Origin of the sequence: Pseudomonas piscis (assembly GCF_009380155.1) — a bacterium.
In the GTDB taxonomy this organism is placed as follows: domain Bacteria; phylum Pseudomonadota; class Gammaproteobacteria; order Pseudomonadales; family Pseudomonadaceae; genus Aquipseudomonas; species Aquipseudomonas piscis.
Genome location: NZ_WHUV01000003.1, coordinates 845,216 through 865,227, shown reverse-complemented (window position 1 = coordinate 865,227; position 20,012 = coordinate 845,216). Strand labels below are relative to the sequence as shown.

Here is a 20,012-nt window from a genome sequence, read left to right as displayed (position 1 = left end):
ATAGAGCAGGCGGGCGGACATGGCTCAGGCCTCGGAGGATGTTTGCTTGTAGTTGTAGCCGATCGGGTGCGGCTGGTTGCGAGCCTTGGCCAACTCGATCTGTTTCTGCCGGTCGATGGCGCTGCGGCGAGTCTTCTCGCTCAACGTGTCCCAGCAATGGGGGCAACTGATGCCCGGCACGTAGTGCTCGGAGGTACGATCCTCGACGCTCACCGGAGTCCGGCAGGCATGACATTGATCGTAGTCGCCTTCGCTCAGGTCGTGGCGCACGGTGACCCGGTTGTCGAACACGAAGCAGTCGCCCTGCCACTTGCTCTCTTGCTGCGGCACTTCCTCGAGGTACTTGAGGATCCCGCCCTTGAGGTGGAACACCTCGCCGAAACCTTCGCTGAGCATGTAGCTCGAAGCCTTCTCGCAGCGAATGCCGCCGGTGCAGAACATCGCCACTTTCTTGTGCTTGCTGGGGTCGAAGTTGGCCCGGATGTAGTCCGGGAACTCGCGGAAGGTGGTGGTCTTCGGATCGATGGCGCCTTCGAAGGTACCGATGGACACCTCGTAGTCGTTACGGGTGTCGATCAGCAGGACCTCCGGGTCGCTGATCAGGGCGTTCCAGTCCTGGGGCTCGACGTAGGTCCCGACTTGCTTGTTCGGGTCCACGCCCGGCACGCCCAGGGTGACGATTTCCTTCTTCAGCTTGACCTTGGTGCGGTAGAACGGCTGCTCGTCGCAGTACGACTCCTTGTGATCGATGTCGTGCATGCGCGGGTCGTTCTTGAGCCAGGCCAGCAGGCCGTCGATGCCTTCACGGCTGCCGGAAACCGTGCCATTGATGCCTTCCTCGGCAATCAGCAGGGTGCCCTTGATGCCGTTGTCGAGCATGGCCTGCAGCAGGGGCTCGCGCAGGCTGACGTAATCTTCGAGGGTGACGAACTTGTACAGTGCCGCCACGACTATGGGTTGAGTCATGGGTAATCTCCAGGTGGCTACCCTCGTAAAGGGTGAACCGGATGCAAAAAAAACGCGCCGGCTAAGCGGCGCGTTGCGGATTGTAACAGGAAGCCGGCGGCAAGCTCCAAGTCTCGAGCCGCAAGCGAGCAGCCGAGCCGGGAATCTGCAGCCAGGGCTCGCCGCCGGCCTGCGCCGCGACGCCTAGGAATGGCCCCCGGCGCAGGTCGGCGAGGCCGGGGCCGCGCCGATCGTTTCCCATTCCTGGGGCGTGTAGGTATGCAGCGCCAGGGCATGGAACTGGCCCATCAGCTCACCCAGGGTGGCGTAGACCTTCTGGTGGCGCTTGACGCTGTTGAGGCCGGCAAACTGCTCGCTGACCAGCACCGCCTTGAAGTGGGTTTCCTGGCCACGGCTATGCATGTGGCTTTCGTCCAGCACTTGCAGGTGCGCAGGCTGCAAGCCCGCCAGCGCCGTTTCGATCCGTTGTTGCATGATCATCGCGGGCTCCGCTTACTTCTTCTTCGCCGGAGCGGCCTTGGGCTCGAGCTCGGCGGTCATGTCGGCCAGCAGCTTGTTCACCACCGGCACTGCGCTTTCCAGCTTGCCCTGGGTCATCTGCGCCGATTGCTGGGTCAGCTGGGGCATCTTCTCCAGGACCTTCTTGCCCAGTGGCGACTGGTAGAACGCCACCAGTTCCTTGAGCTCCGACTCACTGAAGTTGCTGGTGTAGAGCTTGACCATGTCCGGTTTCAGCTTGTTCCAGCCGATGGCCTGGTCCAGGGCGGCGTTGGCCTTGGCCTGGTAGGTTTCCAGCAGCGCACGCTTGGATTCCGGAGCCTTGGTCTGCTCGAAACGCTGGGCGAACATCTGCTGCACTTGCATGTAGACCGGGGTACCGAGCTTGTCCGCATGGGCCAGGGTCAGGAAAGCCTCGGCACTGGCGTTGTGGCTGGCGGTATCGGCAAGAACCTGGCCGCTGGCACAGACCAGAACAACCGCGGAACAGAGGGCACGAAGACGGGTCATCGAGTTTCCTTTTCTAGCAGGCGAGGTAGAACCCCAAGGGCGCCCATTCTGCGCCTATTGCTCCGCGTCCCTCAACCCCACCCGGTTTTGCCCGGGCCAATGGCAGGGATAAATCCCTCCAAGGGAACCCGAGCCTCGGATCAGGGCCTAAACTGGCCAGTCAGACTAGGAGGATCGCCACGATGAATCGAATCGAAACTGACAGCCTGGGCCAGGTTGAAGTCCCGCAGGAAGCCTACTGGGGCGCTCAGACCCAACGCTCGCTGGTCAACTTCGCCATCGGTACCGAACGCATGCCGCTGTCGGTCCTGCACGCCCTGGCGCTGATCAAGAAAGCCGCGGCCCGGGTCAACAACCGCAACGGCGACCTGCCCGCGGATATCGCCCGGCTGATCGAACAGGCCGCCGACGAAGTGCTGGCCGGCGAGCACGACGACCAGTTCCCACTGGTGGTGTGGCAAACCGGCAGCGGCACCCAGAGCAACATGAACGTCAACGAAGTGCTGGCCGGACGGGCCAACGAGCTGGCGGGCAATCCCCGCGGCGGCAAGGCGCCGGTGCACCCCAACGATCATGTCAACCGTTCCCAGAGCTCCAACGACTGCTTCCCCACCGCCATGCACATCGCCACCGCCCAGGCCGTGCAATTCCAGCTGCTGCCGGCCATCGCCGAACTCTCCGGTGGCCTGGCCGAGCTGTCGGCGCGGCACATGAAGCTGGTGAAGACCGGACGCACCCACATGATGGATGCCACGCCAATCACCTTCGGCCAGGAACTCTCGGCCTTCATCGCCCAGCTGAGCTACGCCGAGCGAGCGATCCGCAGTGCCCTGCCGGCGGTCTGCGAACTGGCCCAGGGCGGCACCGCCGTGGGTACCGGGCTGAACTCGCCCCACGGTTTTGGCGAAGCCATCGCCGCCGAGCTCGCCGCCCTCTCCGGTCTGCCCTTCGTCACCGCGCCCAACAAGTTCGCCGCCCTGGCCGGCCATGAGCCACTGACCACCCTGTCCGGGGCCCTGAAGACCCTCGCGGTGTGCCTGATGAAGATCGCCAACGACCTGCGCCTGCTGGGCTCGGGGCCGAGGGCCGGCCTGGCGGAGGTCAAGCTTCCGGCCAACGAGCCGGGCAGTTCGATCATGCCCGGCAAGGTCAACCCGACCCAGTGCGAAGCCTTGTCGATGCTGGCCTGCCAGGTCATGGGCAACGATACCGCCATCGGTTTCGCCGCCAGCCAGGGCCATTTGCAGTTGAACGTGTTCAAGCCGGTGATCATCCACAACCTGCTGCAATCGATCCGCCTGCTGGCCGATGGCTGCAGCAACTTCCACCAGCACTGCATCACGGGCCTGGAGCCCGATCCGGTGCAAATGGCCGCCCACCTGGAACGCGGCCTGATGCTGGTGACAGCGCTCAACCCGCATATCGGCTACGACAAGGCCGCCGAGATCGCCAAGAAGGCCTACGCCGAGAACCTGACCCTGCGCGAGGCGGCGCTGGAACTGGGTTACCTGGACGATGCGCAGTTCGACGCCTGGGTCCGCCCGGAAAACATGCTGGAAGCCGGAAAACAGGGCTGACATCCAGAGCGGGCGGCGGGTTTCATGCCGCCGCCCGTGATCGTCACCTGGCGCCACCGCGCCGACGCCGTGCCCGCAACCCCTCGATCAGCGACGGCCCCAGGGCCGTCAGCGCCGACCCCAGCACCACCAGCAACGCACCGCCATAACCCAGGCCGTTGATCTGTTCCGCGTGCACGTACTCCGGCCACATCCAGGCCGCCCAGGCCACGGCGGCGAAGGTCACCAGCGGGGTGATGGCCAGGGTCGCGCTGACCCGCGATGCTTCCCAATGGGCCAGGGCTTCGGCAAACGCGCCATAGGCCACCAGGGTATTGAGGCAGCAGGCCAGCAACAGCCAACCTTGCAATGGCGTCAGCGCCAGAACCTCCAACGGATGAACCCAGGGCGTGAGCAGCAAGGCGCAGGACAGGTAGATCACCATCATCACCTGCAATGAATTCCACACACTCAACAGCTGCTTCTGGCCCAGGGCATAGAAGGTCCAGACCGCCGATGCCGCCAGCACGGTGAACACGCCAGCGGTGTAGTCGCCCAGGGACGTCAGCAACTCGGCCAGGCGCTGGTTGAAGAACAACCCGAACCCCACCAGCAATACCAGCAGGCCCAGGCCCTGCCCCAGGCTGAAGCGCTCCTTGAACACCAGCACACTGGCGACCAGCAGCAAGATCGGCCCCATCTGCACCACCAGTTGCGCGGTGCCCGGGCTCAACAGGTTCAGGCCCATCAGGTACAGCACGTAGTTGCCCACCAGACCAAAAACCGCAAGCGGCACCAGCCAGGCGCCCCGCGGCCCGAGCCGACGCCAGTCGGGCAGGCGTCGTACCGCCGCCAGGTAGACCAGCAGGCACCCGCCGGACACCAGCAGGCGGAACCAGGTCACGGTGACCGGATCCATCGCTTGCAGTACTTGCTTGAGCTTGATGGGCAGGATGCCCCAGAGCACCGCGGTCACCAATGCGAGGAACAGGCCGTAGGCCCAACGACCGGATGAAACATGCATGCCAACCCCACAAAACCTGCCAGCGACGGGCACATTCTAGGGCCGGAGCCTGGGGCGACACAGCGGCTATGAGCGACCGCGCGCAAACAGGACAGTCCAGGTCGCAAACACGCAAGCCGGCCCCACCGGAGCCGGCTGGTATAGCGGCAACAGGCCTAGCGCACGGCCTCGAACAGCCCGGTGGCGCCCATGCCGCCCCCCACGCACATGGTGACGATGCCGTAGCGCAAGTTGCGCCGCTGCAGCTCGCGCACCAGGTGTCCGACCTGGCGCGAGCCGGTCATGCCATAGGGGTGGCCGATGGCGATCGAGCCGCCATTGACGTTGTAGCGGGCGTTGTCGATTTCCAGGCGCTCGCGGGCATACAGGCACTGGGACGCGAAGGCCTCGTTGAGTTCCCACAGGTCGATGTCGGCGATGCTCAGGCCCTTGGCCTTGAGCAGCTTGGGCACCGAGAACACCGGGCCGATGCCCATTTCGTCCGGCTCGCAGCCGGCCACGGTGAAGCCACGGAAGAACGCCTTGGGCTTGAGCCCCAGGGCCAGTGCCCGCTCCAGGCTCATCACCAGCGTCATCGAAGCCCCATCGGAGAGCTGCGAGGAGTTGCCAGCGGTCACCGAACCATCCTCGGCGAACACCGGCTTGAGCGCCGCCAGGTTCTCCAGGGTGGTGTCCGGGCGGTTGCAGTCGTCGCGATCCACCACGCCATCGAGGATCTGCACCTGCCCGGTGTTCTTGTCCTCGACCCTGTACTTGACCGCCATCGGCACGATCTCGTCGTCGAACAGGCCGGCGGCCTGGGCCTGGGCGGTGCGCTGCTGGCTCTGCAGGGCGTAAAGGTCCTGGCTCTCGCGACTGACCTTGTAGCGCCGGGCCACCACCTCGGCGGTCTGGCCCATGGGGAAATAGATGCCCGGCACCTGCTCCTTGAGCAACGGGTTGATCAGGTTGTCGGTATTGACACTCTTCATGGTCAGGCTGATGGACTCCACCCCGCCGGCGACGATGACGTCGCTGCAGCCGGAGGCGATCTGGTTGGCGGCGATGGCGATCGCCTGCAACCCCGAAGAGCAGAAACGGTTGAGGGTCATGCCCGCGGTGCCGGTGCCCAGGGCCGAAAGCACGGCGACGTTGCGCCCGATGTTGTAGCCCTGGGCCCCTTCGTTGGAGCCGGCGCCGACGATGCAATCCTCGACGCTGGCCGGGTCGATGCCAGTGCGCGCCAGCAGCGCATTGACACAATGGGCGGCCATGTCGTCCGGACGGGTCTGGTTGAACTTGCCGCGAAAGGACTTGGCCAGGCCAGTCCGCACGCTGTCGACTATCACCACTTCACGCATGACGCTCTCCTTGTTGTTGCCAGCTCAAGAGCGTCGAGCATAGATCCGCGGCCAACCGGCCGCGACGATCATTCATTGGCCGTATGCGTGGCCATCGGCCTACTTCTTGTGTTTCTTGTCGTGCCGGTCGCTGCGCTCGAACGCCTCTTCCAGGGTCCGGTTGATGGTGCGCAGGACCTTGACCCGGGCCCAGCGCTTGTCGTTGGCCTCCACCAGGGTCCAGGGCGCCACTTCGGTACTGGTACGGTCGACCATGTCGCCCACCGCAGTACGGTAGTCGTCCCACTTGTCGCGGTTGCGCCAGTCGTCCTCGGTGATCTTGAAGCGTTTGAAGGGGATCTCTTCGCGCTCCTGGAAACGCTCCAGCTGGGTGTCCTTGTCGATGGCCAGCCAGAACTTCACCACGATCACCCGGGCATCGGCCAACTGCTCCTCGAAGTCGTTGATCTCGCTGTAGGCACGCAACCAGTCGGCCGGGCTGCAAAAGCCCTCGACCCGCTCCACCAGCACCCGGCCGTACCAGGAACGATCGAATATGGTGAACTTGCCCCGGGCCGGGATCTGCCGCCAGAAACGCCAGAGGTAGGGCTGCGCGCGCTCGTCTTCGGACGGCGCGGCGATCGGCACGATGCTGTATTGGCGTGGATCCAGCGCCGCCGCCACCCGGCGGATGGCGCCGCCCTTGCCCGCCGCATCGTTGCCCTCGAACACCGCCACCAGGGCGTGCTTGCGCATGCGCTTGTCGCGCAACAGGCCGGCCAGGCGCGCCTGCTCGGTGATCAGTTGCTCTTCGTAGTCGTCCTTGTCCAAGCGCTGGGTCATGTCCAGGCTGTCCAGCAGGCTCAACTGGTCCACCGCTGGCGGCAACGGCGCGGCGTTGACCTGGGCCGGCTTGAGCGGCTTGCGAGCCAGGGCGCTCTGCAAGCCCTCGAGGAGGATGCGGCCCACGGTGAGGCTGCGGTAATGCGGGTCCACGCCTTCGATCACATGCCAGGGCGCATAGTCGCGACTGGTGCGGCGCAAAACTCGCTCGCCGTACTTGACGAACTTGTCGTAGGTTTCTGACTGCTGCCAGTCCAGCGGGCTGATGCGCCAGCTGTGCAGCGGATCGTCCTGCAGGGCCTTGAGCCGGGCCTTCATCTGCTTCTTGGACAGGTGGAACCAGAACTTGAAGATCAGTGCGCCCTCATCGCAAAGCATCTTCTCCAGGCGCTCGGCAGCATTGATCGCCTGGTCCAGGCGCGGGTCCTTGATCTGCCCATGCACCCGCCCCTGGAGCATCTGGCTGTACCAGTTGCCGAAAAACACCCCCATGCGGCCCTTGGCCGGGAGCATGCGCCAATAGCGCCAGGCCGGTGGCCGCGACAGCTCCTCGTCGGTCTGCTGGTCGAAGGTGCGCACCTCGATCAGGCGCGGGTCCATCCATTCGTTTAGCAGCTTGACCGTCTCGCCCTTGCCCGCCCCTTCCACGCCATTGATCAGCACGATCACCGGGAATCCGGCCTTCTGGCGCAACTCGAACTGCGCCTCGAGCAAGGCTTCACGCAGGGCCGGCACTTCGGCGTCGTAGGTTTCCTTGTCGATGGCGTGACCGATTTCAGCGGATTCGAACATGGGTGGCTCCCTTCCAAGAATTTTCCAAGACTAGCGGATGGACCTCCGCCAGGGAAAACAAATCCAGAAGCGCCAACGGCTTGCCATGGATCAAGCGCCGACCCGGTGATCGGCTAGAATGGCCGCCTTGCGCCACATGAGCCGAACATGACAGCAGAACTGCCCTACGCCCAGCTCGACTGGGACGACCAAGGACGCCCGCGCTCGCGGGTCTTCGACGATGTGTATTTCTCCAGCGACTCGGGGCTGGATGAAACCCGCCACGTCTTCATCGAACAGAACCGCCTGGGGGAACGCTTCGTCGCCCTGGCCGCCGGCCAGCGCTTCGTCATCGGCGAGACCGGCTTCGGCACCGGGCTGAACTTCCTCTGCGCCTGGCAACTGTTCCGGCAACAAGCGCCGGCTGGCGCGCGCCTGCATTTCGTCAGCGTCGAAAAATACCCCCTGAACCACGCCGACCTGCAACGGGCCCTGGGCCTGTGGCCGGAGCTGGCCGACCTGGCGCAGCCGCTCTTGGTGCAGTACCAGGCGATCCACGGTGGTTTCCAGCGCCTGGTCCTGGACCAGGGCCGGGTCATCCTGACCCTGTTGATCGGCGATGCACTGGAGCAACTGCCGCAACTGGACGCCCAGGTGGACGCCTGGTTCCTCGACGGTTTCGCCCCGGCGAAGAACCCCGAGATGTGGACCGCCGAGCTGTTCGCCGAACTGGCCCGCCTGGCTGCACCGGGCGCAAGCATCAGCACCTTCACCAGCACCGGCTGGGTGCGGCGCCTGTTGAACGCCGCGGGCTTCAAGATGAAGCGCACCCCGGGCATCGGCCGCAAATGGGAAGTGCTGCGCGGCGAGTTCCTCGGCTGGCCCGAAGAAACTCCCGCTCCGGCCGCAGCCAAGCCCTGGTTCGCCCGCCCACCACGACAAGACAAGAGCGCCCTGGTGATCGGCGGCGGCCTGGCTGGCTGTTCCAGTGCCGCCAGCCTGGCTGCCCGTGGCTGGCAGGTACAACTGCTCGAACGCCACGGGCAACTGGCCCAGGAAGCCTCGGGCAATCCCCAGGGCGTGCTCTACCTCAAGTTGTCGGCCCACGGCACGGCGTTGTCGCAGATGATCCTCAGCGGCTTCGGCTACACCCGCCGCCAGCTCGAACACCTGCAACGAGGCCTGGACTGGGACGGCTGCGGCGTCCTGCAACTGGCGTTCAACGCCAAGGAAGCCGAACGCCAGGCGCAACTGGCCGCGGCCTTTGCCCACGACTTGCTGCACATCCTGGACCGCGAGCAAGCCCAGGCCCGGGCCGGCATTGGCCTGGAATACGGCGGATTGTTCTTCCCCGAAGGGGGCTGGGTCCATCCGCCGGCGCTGTGCCAATGGCAAGCCGCGCATGCAGGTATCCAGGTCCTGGCCCATCGGCAGGTGCTGGAACTGCGCCGGGTCGACCAGCAGTGGCAGGCCTGGGACGGCGAACAGCTACTGGCCAGCGCCGCCGTGGTGATCCTCGCCGGCGCGGCCGAGATCAAGCAGTTTCCCGCCAGCGCCGAGTTGCCCCTCAAGCGCATCCGTGGGCAGATCACCCGCCTGCCGCAAACGGCACGCAGCCAGGCCCTGGCCACGGTGGTCTGCGCCGAAGGCTATGTCGCCCCACCCCGGCTGGGGGAACACACCCTGGGCGCCAGCTTCGACTTCCACAACCAGGACCTGGCCCCGACCACCGCCGAACATGCGGGCAACCTGGCGATGCTGCGGGAAATCTCCAGCGACCTGCTGCACCGCCTGGACGCCGAGCACTTGCCCCTGGAAGAGCTGCAAGGCCGCGCGGCCTTTCGCTGCACCAGCCCGGACTACCTGCCCATCGTCGGCCCGCTGGCGGACCCCGCTGCCTTCGCCGACACCTATGCCGCCCTGGGCAAGGACGCCCGCCAAGTACCGGACCTGCCCTGCCCCTGGCTCGAAGGCTTGTACATCAATAGCGGCCATGGCTCGCGCGGCTTGATCACCGCGCCGTTGTCCGGGGAACTGCTGGCCGCCTGGCTGGAGGACGAACCCCTGCCATTGCCCAGGAACGTGGCCGAGGCCTGCCATCCGAACCGCTTCGCCCTGCGCCGGCTGATTCGCGGCAAGGCCTGAAACAGGGCCCCGGCAGCCGCCTGGCCGAAGCGCTGCCTGCTCCTGCCCTGCCCCGGTCCGTCCGGGGTTGGACAGTGCCTGGCGCTTATAACCCATCGATCTAAAACTCCCGAGTTATGCACAGGTCAGTTTCCTGGTAGCCGTCATTTTGGCGGCGACGGATTGACTCTTCCCCAACGGAAAAAACCGGTAAGGACTTATGTGCGGATTAGCTGGAGAACTACGTTTCGATCACCAACCTGCCGACCTTGCGGCAGTTGAACGCATCACCCACCACCTCGCCCCCCGCGGCCCCGACGCCTGGGGCTTCCACAGCCAGGGTCCGATCGCCCTGGGCCATCGGCGACTGAAGATCATGGACCTGTCGGACGGCTCGGCGCAGCCCATGGTCGACAACCAGCTGGGCCTGTCCCTGGCCTTCAATGGCGCGATCTACAACTACCCCGAGCTGCGCGCCGAACTGGAAGCCAAGGGTTATGCCTTTCATTCCGGGGGCGACACCGAAGTGCTGCTCAAGGGCTATCACGCCTGGGGCGCCGAGCTGCTGCCCAAGCTCAACGGCATGTTCGCCTTCGCCATCTGGGAACGTGACAGCAAGCGCCTGTTCCTGGCCCGCGACCGCCTCGGGGTCAAGCCCCTGTACCTGTCGCGCACCGGCCAGCGCCTGCGCTTCGCCTCGAGCCTGCCGGCACTGCTCAAGGGCGGCGACATCGATCCGCTGCTCGATCCGGTCGCCCTCAACCACTATCTGAACTTCCATGCCGTGGTCCCGGCCCCCAGGACCTTGCTGGCGGGCATCGAGAAGCTGCCGCCGGCCACCTGGATGCGCATCGAGGCCGATGGCCGCAGCGAGCAGCAGACCTGGTGGACCCTGGCTTACGGCCCGGCCGCCGATGAAACCCGGTTGACCCTGGAGGATTGGCGCGACCGAGTGCTGGACAGCACCCGTGAAGCGGTGGCCATCCGCCAACGGGCAGCGGTGGACGTCGGCGTGCTGCTGTCTGGTGGCGTCGACTCGAGCCTGCTGGTGGGGCTGCTGCGTGAAGTCGGAGTGGACGAGTTGTCGACCTTCTCCATCGGTTTCCAGGATGCCGGCGGCGAACGGGGCGACGAGTTCCAGTATTCCGACCTGATCGCCCGGCACTACGGCACCCGCCATCACCAACTGCGCATCGCCGAGCACGAGATCATCGAGCAGTTGCCCGCTGCGTTTCGTGCCATGAGCGAGCCGATGGTCAGCCACGACTGCATCGCCTTCTATTTGCTGTCCCGGGAAGTGGCCAAGCACTGCAAGGTGGTGCAGAGCGGCCAGGGGGCCGACGAGTTGTTCGCCGGCTACCACTGGTATCCGCAGGTGGACGGCGCCGATGATCCCTATGGCGCCTATCGCGCGGCCTTCTTCGACCGCAGCTACGAGGACTACGCCGCCACCGTGCAACCGCGCTGGCTGCTGGACCACGACGCCGCCGGCGACTGGGTCCGCGAGCATTTCGCCCGGCCCGGGGCCGACGCCGCCGTGGACAAGGCACTGCGCCTGGACAGCACGGTGATGCTGGTGGACGACCCGGTCAAGCGCGTGGACAACATGACCATGGCCTGGGGCCTGGAGGCCCGCACGCCATTCCTCGACTACCGCCTGGTGGAGCTCTCGGCCCGGGTCCCGGCGCGCTTCAAGCTGCCCGATGGAGGCAAGCAGGTACTCAAGGAGGCCGCGCGGCTGGTGATTCCCAGCGCGGTCATCGATCGCAAGAAAGGCTACTTCCCGGTACCGGGGCTCAAGCACCTGGAGGGCAAGACCCTGGACTGGGTCCGCGAACTGCTGCTGGACCCGAGCCAGGACCGCGGCCTGTTCAACCCGGCGATGCTCGACCGCCTGCTGACCGATCCCCAGGGTCAGCTGACGCCGTTGCGCGGCTCCAAGCTGTGGCAACTGGCGGCGTTGAACCTGTGGCTCAGTGAACAAGGAATCTGACCGATGAAAGCCCATGCTACGGCCTACAGCCAACGCCTGCTGCGCGGCCAGGCCCCCTCCTACGAACGCTTGCAGGCGCGTTTTGCCGAAGACGGCAGCGAGCCAGGCAACGACCCGGTTGCCGTGCACTGCGGTTGGGGCCGCCTGCTGATCGGCCATACCTTCCCCGACGCCGCTCGGCTGGCCGAGGAACTGCTCAACGAGCGTCCCGGCGAGCGGGACATCGCGCTGTATGTGGCCGCGCCCCAGCAGGTGCTGGGGCTCGAGCCGGCGCAGCTATTTCTCGACCCCTCCGACACCCTGCGCCTGTGGTTCAGCGACTACCGCCAGGCCACCCGGGTATTCCGTGGCTTTCGTATCCGGCGTGCGCAAAGCGCCGCCGACTGGCAGGCCATCAACCAGCTGTACCTGGCCCGGGGCATGCTGCCCATCGATCCAGAGCTGCTGACCCCACGCCACCAGGGCGGGCCGGTCTACTGGCTGGCCGAGGACGAGGACAGCGGCGCGCTGATCGGCAGCGTCATGGGCCTGGACCATCACAAGGCCTACCAGGACCCGGAGCACGGCAGCAGCCTGTGGTGCCTGGCCGTGGACCCCGACTGCAGCCGACCGGGTGTTGGCGAAGTCCTGGTGCGCCACCTGATCGAACACTTCATGAGCCGTGGCCTGAGCCACCTCGACCTGTCGGTGCTGCACGACAACCGCCAGGCCAAAAGCCTCTACGCCAAGCTGGGCTTTCGCACCCTCTCGACCTTCGCCATCAAGCGCAAGAACGGCATCAACCAGCCGTTGTTCCTTGGTCCCGGCCCCCAGGCACAGTTCAACCCCTATGCCCGGATCATCGTCGAGGAAGCCCATCGCCGGGGTATCGACGTACAGGTCGACGATGCCACGGCCGGCCTGTTCACCCTCAGCCACGGCGGGCGCCGGGTGCGTTGCCGGGAATCCCTGAGCGACCTGACCAGCGCCATCAGCATGACCCTGTGCCAGGACAAGAGCCTGACCCACAAGGTGCTCAAGGGCGCCGGGCTGAACCTGCCGGCCCAGTGCCTGGCGGGCAACGCCGATGACAACCTGGAGTTCCTCGACGAACATCGACGGGTGGTGGTCAAGCCCCTGGACGGCGAGCAGGGCCAGGGGGTAGCGGTGGACCTGCGCAGCATCGAGGAGGTGCAACAGGCCATCGACCAGGCCCGCAAGTTCGACAGCCGGGTGCTGCTGGAAAGCTTCCACGAGGGCCTGGACCTGCGCATCCTGGTGATCGGCTTCGAAGTGGTGGCCGCGGCCATCCGCCGCCCGGCACAGATCATCGGCGATGGCCAGCACTCCATCGGCGCGTTGATCGAAGCCCGCAGCCGCCGGCGCCAAGCGGCCACCGGTGGCGAGAGCCGCATCCCCCTGGACCACGAGACCCAACGCACCCTGCACGCCGCCGGCTACGACTACAACAGCGTGCTGGAACCCGGCGAGCTGCTATGCGTGCGGCGTACCGCCAACCTGCACACCGGCGGCACCCTGGAAGACGTCACCGACATCCTCCATCCGCAGCTGGCCGATGCCGCGGTGCGCGCGGCCCGGGCCCTGGATATCCCGGTGGTCGGCCTGGACCTGCTGGTGCCGGCGGCGGACCAGCCCGAATACGTGTTCATCGAAGCCAACGAGCGTGCCGGGCTGGCCAACCACGAACCACAACCAACGGCCGAGCGTTTTGTCGACCTGCTGTTCCCCCTCAGTCAACCAACCCCCTGAGCCCCTGGGGCCTGCGACGCCAGCGAGTGCCGCAGGTCTTGGACGAAGCCATCGCTGGGCGTTTTTTCATCAGGAGTTTCCATGACCCGCAAGATCGCCGAACCGGACCTCGCCTACCTGCAGAAGGTCCTCCTGGAAATGCTCGCCATTCCCAGCCCCACCGGTTTCACCGACACCATCGTGCGCTATGTCGCCGAGCGCCTGGAAGAACTGGGCATTCCCTTCGAACTGACCCGGCGCGGCACCATCCGCGCCACCCTCAAGGGCCAGAAGAACAGCCCCGACCGGGCCGTCTCGGCGCACCTGGACACCATCGGCGCCAGCGTCCGCGCGGTGAAGGACAACGGCCGCCTGACCCTGGCGCCCGTGGGCTGCTGGTCCAGCCGTTTCGCCGAAGGCAGCCGGGTCAGCCTGTTCACCGACAACGGCGTGCTGCGCGGCAGCGTACTGCCGCTGATGGCCTCCGGGCACGCCTTCAACACCGCGGTGGACGAGTTGCCCATCAGTTGGGACCACATCGAGCTGCGCCTGGACGCCTACTGCACCACCCGTGCCGACTGCGAATCCCTGGGCATCGGCGTGGGGGACTTCGTCGCGTTCGACCCCCTGCCGGAGTTCACCGACAGCGGCCATATCAGCGCCCGACACCTGGATGACAAGGCCGGGGTCGCGGCCCTGCTGGCCGCCCTCAAGGCCATCGTCGACAGCGGCGAACCCTTGTCGATCGACTGCCACCCGCTGTTCACCATCACCGAGGAAACCGGTAGCGGCGCCGCCGCCGCCCTGCCCTGGGACGTCAGTGAATTCGTCGGCATCGACATCGCCCCGGTCGCTCCGGGCCAGCACTCCAGCGAGCACGCGGTCAGCGTGGCCATGCAGGACTCCGCCGGGCCCTACGACTACCACCTGTCCCGGCACCTGCTGCGCCTGGCCGGGGAGCATGAGTTGCCGGTACGACGCGACCTGTTTCGCTACTATTTCAGCGATGCCCATTCGGCGGTCACCGCCGGCCACGATATCCGTACCGCGCTGTTGGCCTTCGGTTGCGACGCTACCCATGGCTACGAACGGACCCATATCGACAGCCTGGCGGCGCTGGCCCGGCTGCTGAGCGCCTACATCCTCAGCCCACCGGTATTCGCCAGCGACGCCCTGCCGGCCCAGGGTTCCCTGGACCGCTTCAGCCATCAGCTCGAGCATGATGCGCAGATGGAAAGCGAGACCCGGGTGCCTTCGGTGGACAGCCTGGTGGGCAATCGCTCCTGAACATGGCGGGCAGGTTCGTGCAGATCGTGGTTGGCGGGTGGCTGCCTGGCGCAGTAGCATCCGGGATTGTTTGCCGGAGGCCCCCATGCTGATTCCCCACGACCGCCTTGAAGTCGACACCCTGACCCGCTTGATCGAAGACTTCGTCACCCGCGAGGGCACCGACAACGGTGATGAAACCCCGCTGGAAACCCGGGTCCTGCGGGTCCGCCAAGCCCTGGGCAAGGGTCAGGCGGTGATCGTCTTCGACCCCGACAGCGAGCAGTGCCAGTTGATGCTCAAGCACGATGTGCCCAAGGAACTATTCGACTGAACACGACGCCCGGGCCTGCCCCGGGCATTTTTTCAAGAGGCGCTCAAGCGCGGCCCGAACAGGATCACGCTGGCGCCAATCACGCACAGCGCCAGCCCCAGCCAATCCGACCCCAGGGGACGGACCCGCTCCACCACCGCCAGCCAGCCAATCGACGCGACGATGTAGATGCCTCCATAGGCGGCATAGGCGCGCCCGGCGTAAACCGCCTCGACCTTGGTCAACAACAGGGCGAACAGGGTCAGGCTGACCAGCGCGGGGATTACCCACAGGGCGCTCTTGCCCTGGCGCAACCACATCCAGAAGGCATAGCAGCCGAAGATTTCGAACAGCGCGGCGAAAAAGAACCACAGGTAGTTGAGCATGCAAGGTCTCGTCAGGATTGCCAGATGCCGGCAACCCTAACCAGGCCCAGGCCGACGGGCAAGTTCAGCTGGCGCCTTGCTTGGCCTTGGCGCGCATCTTCTCGGCCATCTGGGTCATTTCGGCGTACAGCGCCTGGGGATTGTGCTGCTTCAGGGTCCAGGCCAGGCGCCCCTGCTCATGGGGCAGGATCATGAACTGGCCGGCCTGCACCTGCTGGTGGATGTAGTCGGCGATCTCGACCGCGCTGATTGGCGAGCTCTCCAGCAACTTGCCCACCTGGGCCTTCATCGCCGGGGTCGGGCCACGGAAGGAGTCCAGCAGGTTGGTCTGGAAGAACGACGGGCAGACCACGTGCACGGCGATCTCCTGCTGCGCGAGCTCGACCAGCAGGCTTTCCGAAAGCGCCACCACGCCAGCCTTGGCCACGTTGTAGTTGCTCATCGCCGGCCCCTGCATCAGCGCGGCCATGGAGGCGATGTTGATGATCTTGCCCTTGCTCTGCTCCAGCAGCGGCAGGAAGGCCTTACAGCCCTTGACCACGCCCATCAGGTTGATTGCGATCTGCCAGTCCCAGTCCTCCAGGGACAGCTCGCTGAAGAAGCCACCGGAAGCCACGCCGGCGTTGTTGACGATGATATCGATGCCACCGAACTTGAGCTCGCAAGCCTGGGCGAACGCGGTCAGTTGACTGTAGTCGCGCACATCGCAGCGCTGCACGAAACCATCGCCACCGGCTTGGCGAACCAGCTTCAGGGTCTCTTGCAAACCCGCCTCGTTGACATCGGACAAGGCCAGCCGCCAGCCCTCGCGCGCCCAGCGCAAAGCGATTTCGCGCCCCAGGCCGGAGCCGGCGCCGGTGATCATCATGCGATTGTGCATAGCAGTTGCCTTGTAGGTCCTGGAAAGATGAGCGCAGTGTAGCGAAGGCCCCGGCACGCCCCATGCACCATCAGGGTGCTGAATGGCGCGGGCAAACCCGTGCCTCGGTTCGGCCCTTGGGAGCGACGGCGCTGGCCGGCGAAAAACTTTGAATCTTGTGCACCGGCAACGAGTCCGAAACAGTAAGCGGCCCATGTTGCGAGCAAGACAGGTACGCAACCTTAGCCGTTCGACAAATACTTCCTAAAAGGACATCGCTATGGGCACCATCCTGATCATCATCCTGATCCTGCTGCTGATTGGCGGCCTGCCAGTCTTCCCCCACTCCAGAAGCTGGGGCTACGGCCCTTCGGGGGTGATTGGCGTGGTACTGGTCGTGTTGCTGGTGTTGCTGTTGCTCGGCAGGATCTAGGGCACAAGCCGCTCCGGCAGCTTCGGACCGGGCAAAAAAAAACACCCCTGCCAGAGGGGTGTCCAGATACCTGGCCGTTCAAGCCATGGCGCCCGGTCGGTACTCGAAAGAGCACCGGCCGGGCGCCAGCGCGATCAATCCGGCTTGCCGTTGATCACGCCTGCGGTGTTGTCCAGCAAGCTCTTGGTCGCGGTTTGCAGGAAAGACTCGAGTTTCTGCTTGAGTTGCGCCTCGTCGGCGGATTCCGGGATCAGTTCCCCCCCCGGATTACTACCCAACTCGTACTTGTACAAGCGCGGCGGCATTTCCTTGGGCAGTACCAGGACCCGATCGGCGGTCAACAGGGCTACGGTCTGGTCACTGCCCGAGGGCTTGATCACGCCAAAGCCCTTGTCACCTTCGGGCAGGTTGAGCAAGTCGCGTCCCCAGCACTGGTGCAGCACGTCGCCACCCAGGCGCCCCATGATGGTCGGCACGATATCGATCTGGGTGCCCACGGTGTGGTCACGCTGGCCGAACTTCTCCTGGATGCCCGGAGCGATCATCAGCATCGGCACGTTGAAACGCCCCAGGTCCATCTCGGTAATCTGCTGCTCGTTGCCAAAGCCATGGTCGCCGACCACCACGAACAGAGTCTCCTTGAAGTACGGCTCCTTGCGCGCCTTCTCGAAGAACTGGCCCAATGCCCAGTCGGAATAACGCATGGCGGTCAAGTGCTCGTTGAGGCTGCCACGATCGGTCACTTTCTCCACCGGCAACGGCGTCGGCAAAGCGTACGGAGTGTGGTTGGACAGGGTCTGCAGCAAGGCGTAGAACGGCTTGCCGTTTTCCCGGGCCTTCAACTCCTGCAGGCCACGCTCGAACATGTCCTGGTCGGACACGCCCCAGGTCGGGTCGGAGAACACCGGGTCGACGAAGTCATTGCGACCGATGAAGTTGGTCATGCCCTGGTTGCTGAAGAAGCCCGACTGGTTGTCCCAGGCGAAGTCGCCGTTATAGACGTACACATCATCGAACTTGCGCGCACTGAGCAACTGCGGCAGGCCGGACAGCTTGTGGCTGCCTTCCGGGGTCTGCATCAGGTATTCGAAGCCCGGCAGGTTGGGGAAGCAGGCCATGGTGGCGAACATGCCCTGGTGGGTATGGGTGCCATTGGAGAAGAAACGGTCGAACAACAAGCCTTCCTTGGACAGCTTGTCGAAGTACGGCGTGACCTCGCCCGGGCGGCCCAGGGCGCCCACCGAATGCCCGGCGAAGCTCTCCATGAGGATCACCACGACATTCTTGATCGGCAGGGTCTTGTCCGCATCGGGAGTGTAGCTGCGGCGTACGGCTGCGATGTCGGCATCCACCAGCTTGTCGCTCGGGACCAGCAGCATGTCGCGCACGGTTTGCTGGGCCAGGGGCTGAGGCAGGGTCGCCTTCCAGATGTTGGTGCGATCCTCGGACATGCGGTCCTTGGCGGCGGCCAACAGTTGCAGGGTGCCGTTGAGGCCCAGTTGGTTGGCGAAGTTCGATTCGGTGGTGTAGACGTCACCCCAGCGCATCGGCGGCCCTTGGCGCAGGGTGCCGCGAGCAGCCACGACGCAGATCACCAGGCAAACCACGAACACCGCCAGGCGCGCATACCAGGGAGCGATCTGGCGCGCCCCGACACTGCCGCCAGTGAATGGCCCACGGGGCCGGGTAGCACGATCGGCCCCCTTGAATGCCAGGCTCAAAAGCCAGGTGCCCACGAGCCAGGCCAAGAGGTAGCGCACCACCGGGAAGCCGTACCAGAGCATGCTCATCACGGTCTTCGGGTCTTCCTTGACGTACTGGAACACCAGACCATTGAGGCGCTGGTGGAACTCACGATAGAAGTCCATTTCCATCAGGCCGAGGAACAGCGCGATGCTGGAAGTCAGCGTCAACCAGAAGCGTAGCAACCCACGGGCAGCCATGGCCCGGGCACTGAACAGCGCCAGCACCAGCGGCACGCAGAGGTAGACCACCAACCGCAAGTCGAAACGCAGGCCGTTGGCAAACGCCTCGAGGAAGGTCGAGGCCGGCGTATCGAGGATCATTTCGCGGTTGTAGACCAGCAGCGCAACGCGCAGCAGGGTGAACATCACCATCATGACCAGCGCACAGAGGAGCGTGTAGGCCAGATGGGATTTGACGGTCGGTTGCAGCAAGCGATTCGGGTATCGCTGCTGGCTCAGGGCATCCGAGTTTGCCATGTCGTTTTAGGACCCATTGGAAGTTTAAGTTGCAAGGATGAAGCGGCGTTCAGCCCTCTTGTTGCCGCCTGGGCGACGGGGAATACGCGGTGCGCAGATGTTGCACGATCACTGGAGGCATTGCCATTGCTTAGTGGCAGGCGTATGCGCCTGGCCATCAACGGCTCTGGGGCAATGAATTGCAGGAAGTGACACCGAAGAAAAACGCTGGCGAATTGTCTTCGAGCGTTTGTGAAAATTTCGTTCAAGGCATGTTTAGTCACACAAAAAAGGGCCTCGCGGCCCCTTCCTGCTGACGCCCGACCTGATGTCGTTCAGAGGCGCACATCCCCCCGGGGCCCGGCGATGGCCCAGATGATCAGCCCCAGTACCGGCAGCAGGATGATCAGCAGTACCCAGAGGATCTTCATGCCCGTCTCGGCGCCGCTCTTGAGGACGTTGATGATGGCCCAGATATCCAGGGCCAGGATGATCAGGCCGACCAGGCCATTGAAGGTGGAACCCATGGTGTCGCTCCCTAATGATGGTGTGCTTCCTTCTAGGATAGCCGGCCGCCATCAGGGTTCCGCGAGATCGCCACGACATTGGCGAATCAGACGTGCACCGCGACCTTCAGGGCCTCCAGGGCCGGGGCTGCGGCGATACCCACCTCGGCACACAGCTCCAGCACCCGCGGCACATCGTGACCGTAGACCAGGACCATCTGCAGTTCGTCGTCCAGCAACTGGCTGAAGTTCACCAGCACGTAGCCGCCGTTCTCCGGGTTCATGCTGCCCATCTGGATCTGGATCCGGTTCAGGGCGGTCAGGGCTTCGGTCTTGGCCAGTTGCTTGGGCTTGATATTGAACGACACGTCCTTGCCGAAGGACCCGACGATCTGGCTGAACAGGTCGACGTAGGTATCGGCCTGGAACAGCACCGTGTCCGGCAGGCTGCCGACCACCACCCATTCACCCAGGGAGATGGGGAAGCTGTCGTCATAGTTGATGTCGGGGTTGGCCGCCAGGAACGCCTCGGGATCGGCATAGGCCTGGCTCGCTTCATCGGCGATCCGCTGGATCTCGGCGTCGCCCATGCAGCCGGAGCTGATTCTGGTGATGAGTTCGATAAGGGCGGTCTTCATGGGCGCATCCTGGAGGCAAGGAAATTTCGAGGGCGCGAAGGATAGCCTAAAGTCCGCAGCCGGTCCTGCTGCAACGAC

At 64.9% G+C, this 20,012-nt stretch carries 18 protein-coding genes; 7 read left to right on the top strand and 11 right to left on the bottom strand.

The window, feature by feature from the left end; translation table 11 throughout:
- Window positions 1–24 precede the first annotated feature (24 nt).
- The 3 genes from trhO to GDH07_RS21025 form a co-directional block, all read right to left on the bottom strand.
- The gene (gene trhO, locus GDH07_RS21035; RefSeq protein WP_053133227.1) at window positions 25–966 is read right to left on the bottom strand and encodes an oxygen-dependent tRNA uridine(34) hydroxylase TrhO; all 942 of its coding nucleotides are present in this window, start codon (window positions 964–966) and stop codon (window positions 25–27) included.
- A gap of 183 nt (window positions 967–1,149) precedes the next feature.
- Window positions 1,150–1,446: a BolA family protein gene (locus tag GDH07_RS21030; protein ID WP_022640135.1), complete on the bottom strand. Its 297-nt coding sequence runs from the start codon at window positions 1,444–1,446 to the stop codon at window positions 1,150–1,152.
- 12 nt (window positions 1,447–1,458) lie between these two features.
- Window positions 1,459–1,974 (bottom strand): DUF2059 domain-containing protein, encoded by a 516-nt coding sequence (locus tag GDH07_RS21025; protein ID WP_022640136.1) that lies wholly within the window; start codon window positions 1,972–1,974, stop codon window positions 1,459–1,461.
- Window positions 1,975–2,156: 182 nt separating this feature from the next.
- Here GDH07_RS21025 and GDH07_RS21020 point away from each other — a divergent pair, with 182 nt between their 5' ends.
- On the top strand, window positions 2,157–3,551 hold the full coding sequence (locus GDH07_RS21020) for a class II fumarate hydratase (protein ID WP_152898767.1): 1,395 nt from the start codon (window positions 2,157–2,159) through the stop codon (window positions 3,549–3,551).
- A gap of 43 nt (window positions 3,552–3,594) precedes the next feature.
- Here GDH07_RS21020 and GDH07_RS21015 read toward each other — a convergent pair whose 3' ends face one another.
- The 3 genes from GDH07_RS21015 to pap form a co-directional block, all read right to left on the bottom strand.
- Window positions 3,595–4,554 carry a DMT family transporter gene (locus tag GDH07_RS21015; protein ID WP_152898766.1) on the bottom strand — a complete coding sequence of 320 codons (960 nt, stop codon included), beginning with the start codon at window positions 4,552–4,554 and terminating at the stop codon, window positions 3,595–3,597.
- Window positions 4,555–4,709: 155 nt separating this feature from the next.
- A complete protein-coding gene (locus tag GDH07_RS21010) occupies window positions 4,710–5,894 on the bottom strand; it encodes a thiolase family protein (protein WP_022640139.1) in 1,185 nt (394 codons plus the stop codon).
- 99 nt (window positions 5,895–5,993) lie between these two features.
- Window positions 5,994–7,508: a polyphosphate:AMP phosphotransferase gene (gene pap, locus GDH07_RS21005; RefSeq protein ID WP_053133233.1), complete on the bottom strand. Its 1,515-nt coding sequence runs from the start codon at window positions 7,506–7,508 to the stop codon at window positions 5,994–5,996.
- Between the two features lie 147 nt (window positions 7,509–7,655).
- Here pap and mnmC point away from each other — a divergent pair, with 147 nt between their 5' ends.
- The 5 genes from mnmC (at window position 7,656) to GDH07_RS20980 (ending at window position 14,932) form a co-directional block, all read left to right on the top strand.
- Complete coding sequence (mnmC, locus tag GDH07_RS21000) at window positions 7,656–9,632, top strand: bifunctional tRNA (5-methylaminomethyl-2-thiouridine)(34)-methyltransferase MnmC2/FAD-dependent 5-carboxymethylaminomethyl-2-thiouridine(34) oxidoreductase MnmC1 (protein WP_152898765.1); 1,977 nt, start codon at window positions 7,656–7,658, stop codon at window positions 9,630–9,632.
- Window positions 9,633–9,831: 199 nt separating this feature from the next.
- Window positions 9,832–11,604 carry an N-acetylglutaminylglutamine amidotransferase gene (locus GDH07_RS20995; protein WP_152898764.1) on the top strand — a complete coding sequence of 591 codons (1,773 nt, stop codon included), beginning with the start codon at window positions 9,832–9,834 and terminating at the stop codon, window positions 11,602–11,604.
- Between the two features lie 3 nt (window positions 11,605–11,607).
- Window positions 11,608–13,353 (top strand): N-acetylglutaminylglutamine synthetase, encoded by a 1,746-nt coding sequence (gene ngg, locus GDH07_RS20990; protein WP_022640143.1) that lies wholly within the window; start codon window positions 11,608–11,610, stop codon window positions 13,351–13,353.
- Between the two features lie 81 nt (window positions 13,354–13,434).
- A complete protein-coding gene (locus GDH07_RS20985; protein WP_152898763.1) occupies window positions 13,435–14,619 on the top strand; it encodes an osmoprotectant NAGGN system M42 family peptidase in 1,185 nt (394 codons plus the stop codon).
- A gap of 85 nt (window positions 14,620–14,704) precedes the next feature.
- Window positions 14,705–14,932 (top strand): YheU family protein, encoded by a 228-nt coding sequence (locus tag GDH07_RS20980; protein WP_022640145.1) that lies wholly within the window; start codon window positions 14,705–14,707, stop codon window positions 14,930–14,932.
- Between the two features lie 32 nt (window positions 14,933–14,964).
- Here GDH07_RS20980 and GDH07_RS20975 read toward each other — a convergent pair whose 3' ends face one another.
- A complete protein-coding gene (locus tag GDH07_RS20975; protein ID WP_053133239.1) occupies window positions 14,965–15,297 on the bottom strand; it encodes a YnfA family protein in 333 nt (110 codons plus the stop codon).
- Window positions 15,298–15,361: 64 nt separating this feature from the next.
- The gene (locus GDH07_RS20970; protein WP_152898762.1) at window positions 15,362–16,177 is read right to left on the bottom strand and encodes an SDR family oxidoreductase; all 816 of its coding nucleotides are present in this window, start codon (window positions 16,175–16,177) and stop codon (window positions 15,362–15,364) included.
- Between the two features lie 253 nt (window positions 16,178–16,430).
- On the opposite strand from GDH07_RS20970, the gene GDH07_RS20965 reads away from it, so the two are divergent.
- The gene (locus GDH07_RS20965) at window positions 16,431–16,589 is read left to right on the top strand and encodes a DUF3309 family protein (RefSeq protein ID WP_172681654.1); all 159 of its coding nucleotides are present in this window, start codon (window positions 16,431–16,433) and stop codon (window positions 16,587–16,589) included.
- 134 nt (window positions 16,590–16,723) lie between these two features.
- Here GDH07_RS20965 and GDH07_RS20960 read toward each other — a convergent pair whose 3' ends face one another.
- From GDH07_RS20960 to GDH07_RS20950, 3 genes are all read right to left on the bottom strand, one after another.
- Window positions 16,724–18,811, bottom strand: coding sequence for an LTA synthase family protein (locus tag GDH07_RS20960; RefSeq protein WP_152898761.1), 2,088 nt, complete (start codon window positions 18,809–18,811; stop codon window positions 16,724–16,726).
- Between the two features lie 314 nt (window positions 18,812–19,125).
- Window positions 19,126–19,317, bottom strand: coding sequence for a PLDc N-terminal domain-containing protein (locus tag GDH07_RS20955; RefSeq protein WP_152898760.1), 192 nt, complete (start codon window positions 19,315–19,317; stop codon window positions 19,126–19,128).
- A gap of 86 nt (window positions 19,318–19,403) precedes the next feature.
- On the bottom strand, window positions 19,404–19,934 hold the full coding sequence (locus GDH07_RS20950; RefSeq protein ID WP_152898759.1) for a hypothetical protein: 531 nt from the start codon (window positions 19,932–19,934) through the stop codon (window positions 19,404–19,406).
- Between the last annotated feature and the right edge of the window lie 78 nt (window positions 19,935–20,012).